Source organism: Vicinamibacteria bacterium (assembly GCA_035620555.1).
Classification (GTDB): Bacteria; Acidobacteriota; Vicinamibacteria; order Marinacidobacterales; family SMYC01; genus DASPGQ01.
Genome location: DASPGQ010000609.1, coordinates 1 through 3,911, shown reverse-complemented (window position 1 = coordinate 3,911; position 3,911 = coordinate 1). Strand labels below are relative to the sequence as shown.

The 3,911-nt window shown below is 62.4% G+C and carries 3 protein-coding genes; all 3 read right to left on the bottom strand.

Going from position 1 to position 3,911, the window contains the following annotated elements:
• On the bottom strand, nucleotides 1-246 hold a 246-nt coding region (locus VEK15_24935), incomplete at its 3' end, for a hypothetical protein (GenBank protein HXV63969.1).
• A gap of 32 nt (nucleotides 247-278) precedes the next feature.
• Nucleotides 279-2,891: a PA14 domain-containing protein gene (locus tag VEK15_24930; protein HXV63968.1), complete on the bottom strand. Its 2,613-nt coding sequence runs from the start codon at nucleotides 2,889-2,891 to the stop codon at nucleotides 279-281.
• A 106-nt stretch (nucleotides 2,892-2,997) separates the two neighbouring features.
• Nucleotides 2,998-3,741: a glycosyltransferase family 2 protein gene (locus VEK15_24925; protein HXV63967.1), complete on the bottom strand. Its 744-nt coding sequence runs from the start codon at nucleotides 3,739-3,741 to the stop codon at nucleotides 2,998-3,000.
• Nucleotides 3,742-3,911 lie beyond the last annotated feature (170 nt).

The following is a 3,911-nucleotide window of genomic DNA, read 5'->3' as shown; positions in this document are numbered from 1 at the left end:
ATAGAAGAAAGCGAACGTCTCGGTAACGCTCGTCTCGACCTGGAAGAACGAAAAGAGTGGCGCCACGAGATAGAAGAACCCCGGCGTATGGTTCTCGAAAAAGTCCCGATAGGGCAGCATGCCCTTGGACACCGACCACGCGCAGTGCAGATGGGCGAGCTCGTCGGGGTCGATCGCCGATACGAGACCGAGCGGGAGTCGCATCCCGTAGAAGAGAACGACCAGGGCGAGCGAAGCCAGCAGCAACGGCCTGCTCGTCTCTCGAATTGATGAGGGGGCTACCATTCGGGAGTCACGCGAAAAGCATGAAAATCGACGATCAGGCCATGGAACGCGGTCCAGTTCCAGACCACGATCACCGAAAAAAGCAGGCCGACGAGACGAAGCCGGCCAATGCGGCTTCCGGCCCAGAGGATGGGGGCTAGATGCAAGGGAAGCATGAGAGGCATCAGGTGCTTGGTCATCCTCCAGTCCACCGACGTGAATACGGCCGCGGTAATCACGGTCCAGAACAGAAAGAGGCCCATGAGAGAATCGGTCTCGCCTCGCTCGATGGCCTCCCACGTTCCCAGAACCAGCGCCAAGATTCCTATGGGCAGCAAGAGGTACGCCGTGTGCTTCCAGAGCTCGATCCAGAGCGCGACCGGGCCGGGGTAGCCCGTGTATCCGAGTGGGTTATGGTGAACCAGTCGATCCATTAGGTGCGTCCTGACGTGCTCGAGCCAGAACGCATCGAAATCGATCGCCATGCCATACGCCCAGTAAACGGCCGTGCCGAAGCCGAAGCCGAGGACGACGGGGTTGAGTGAAGCCCGAAGGACGTTACTTCGCCAGAGCTTGGGGGTGCGGACGACTTGCCACAGGCCGACAGCCATCGGCAACAGGATCAGCTTGTGATTGGCCAGGGCCGCCAGGCATGCCGTGAGGAAACACGTCGCGTATGAGTACCGCTCGGGGCGGCGAATGAACTTTTCGAGGGAAAGGAGAGTCAAGAGCACCAAGAAATTGGAGATGGCGAAGTATCCTCCGTAGCTCGACCGGACGGTGACTTCGGGACTCGTCGCATAGGCCATTCCAGCGAGCAGGGCCACCCAGGTCGGTGCGATGCGACTCACCCACAGGACCAGAAGCGACACGGTGACGGCTGCCAGGAACACGTTCGGCGAGCGCGTCGCGAGTGTGTGTGGAGCGTCCGCGTAGTGCTGGTAAATCATTCTCATTTCCAGAGACGTCACCGGGATGCGATCGCGCCCATTCGTAAGCGGCGGATCGACGACGTAGTCTGAGTCCAGCACCTCCACGATCCGGCGATCGCCGAGCGTCGCCGGAGGCTCGAAGGGCTCCCCACGCTCCGCGGCGAGGGCGCGACGTGACGCCGCATCGTAATAAGCGAGATGGTCCATCTCGTCGAAGTACAGGAACGATCCGGCAACGTAGATATGAAGAAGGAGCGGGTGGGCGAAGTAGTAGAATGTTTCTCGGTCGGTGAGAAGAAAAGGCTCGAGCCTCGTCAGTAGCCCGTATCCCGTGCCCTGGACCTCGAAGTCGTGGTCGGATTGGGGTGGAACCACTCGCTCGGCACCGAAAAAGAAGAGCAGGTAAGAACCCAGAAACGAGGAGCCGGCAAGCGTCCATGTTCGCCGGTCGAACCTCGGGCTCCAGGAACCGAGACGGCGCGACAGAGTGACCGCGACCAGGCCGACGTTGGTCAGGATCCACGTGGCGTTCCAGGCCGTGCCGCTGGTCAAGGGGACACCGGCAAGGAAAAAGAGTGAGACGATCGCGACGAAGAGGCTCAGGGAGAACGTGAGTCCCCAGGGAAGCCAGAGTCCGTTCGCCCGGCGACCGAAGAAAGCCACCGCGACGGGCAAGCCTGGAGCCAGGAACAAGACGAGGTTGACAGCGAGCGAGCGCAGAAGTCCCAGCTCGACCAGGGCTCGGTCGGGGTGAAACAGGACGAATGGCACGTTGAGTATGGCTGTGAGAAGAACTGCCTTCGTGGTGGCTCGCGTTTCGGTTTTCGGAAGGTTCGGCTCGGCACTTTCGAGCAAACCCGTCGACTGCAGCGCGATTCCGATGTCCCGAGCCGCCGGCTTCATCAATACCTTGCCTGCGTCCAGGGCGCGACGAACTGCCCGGTGACCGGCCCCCAGGAGCAGGCAGAAGACACCGGGCCAGAGAAGCGCCGACGAGAGGATCTCGAGGAGGCTCGTTAGCTTTCGTTCCCGAAGCGCCGTGGCTGTGAGGAGACTCAAGTCGTCGCTGACGTAGTGGTCGATCGGCAATAGCTCGACCGTGCCCGGACGATCCCATTGAAGCTCGAGAACCGCCGGTCCGCGCCGCTGTTCGTAGCGCAGGCGGAATCGGTGGAGCGCGGCTTCCAGATCCAGCTCGGCCGAGCCCGTCCCATCGAGAACGATCCGGCCGTCGATCTGGAGCGAGCAACCGTCGTCACACCGTGCCTCGAAGCGGTAAGAGCCGGATTCCGGCACCATCAAGTAGCCCGTGATGTCGAGCGCGACTCGACCGCGCCGGCCCGCGATACGGTGCAAATTCGCTCGGTCGACGACGCGCAAGGAGTCGAGACCCGTCCGTCGAACCGGGCCCGCATCGGGACGGGAAAGGTCGTAGACCGAAACCGCTTTTTGAGGCGTTTCGCGGGCAACGACGCCGAGCCAAACGGGAAGGGAGAGGGCGAGTGCCGTCAGTGCCAGCGTAATTCCCAGAATGACGGCGCGCCGCGGCCGGGCGACACGCCAGAAGAAAGGGGCGAGAACGGCCGGCGCGACCACCCACCCGAGGCTCAATTCGGGAACGATGGGACCGATCCGGACTCCCTGCAGGCCGAAGGCTCGAGCACCGGCCGTCGCCGCGCAGATGCCGAAGAGCACCGAACCCAGGAGGATGCGAGGTAGGGAAGAGCCTGGTCTTGGGTCGCCGTAGCCTTGGCGAAGGCGGCTAGACGTAGCTTCGCTCCCGGTTCAGAACGTGACGATCTTACGCGTCCCGCGAACGGAGCATTTCCAACTCTTCCGCCAGACGCTCCCGGTTGCGAAGTCCGTGGCGGAGCGCACCGAACGTTTCGAGGATGTACCGGAGCGAGCTCCACACATCGACCGAGGAGGAGTCCTCGGCGTAACGAGTCGGAATCGCAACCTCTTTGATCTGAAAGCCGAGCAGCACGGCTTGAATCACCATCTGAGAATCGAAGACGAACCGGTCCGAGAATCGATGGTACCCGATGATCTGGAGAAACCGCCGGGAGTAAGCCTTCATTCCGCTGTGAAGCTCGGTAAACGACGTGCCGAGGAAGAAGTTCTCGACATAGGTGGTCAACCGGTTGCCCACGTATCGATGAAACGGCATGCCGCCCGCCATCGGTCGCCCGCCCTCGGCGAAGCGAGATCCGAACGAGAAATCCGCCCGACCCGCGAGAATCGGCTCGACGAGAGCGGGTACGCGGTGGGGTGCATATTGATAGTCCGGGTGGAGCAGGACGACGACGTCCGCGCCCTCCTCGAGAGCCCAGTCGTAGCACGTCTTCTGATTGGCTCCGTAGCCGCGGTTGTCGGCGTGGCGCCTCACTCTCAGCCCCAGAGACTCTGCCACGCGCACGGTGTCGTCGGGGCTGCTATCGTCGACGACGAGCACCTCGTCGTAGCAGTTCCGGGGAATCGCGTGGTACGTCTTCTCGAGTGTTCGCGCCGCCTTGTAGGCGGGCATGGTGATGATGGTTCGCACTCGCCCCGCATGTTATGTCACCCCCGGAGGTGGTTCAACATCTAGACTATTCAGTGCCGTGGCGGGACCCGTAATCGATCGTGCCGCCACGGCTCGGAGCTGCTTACGGCGCGGCAAGCGCGCCGGGCTCGCTCCGCTCGCGCAGGCTGGACCCGTACTTCCTCATCAGC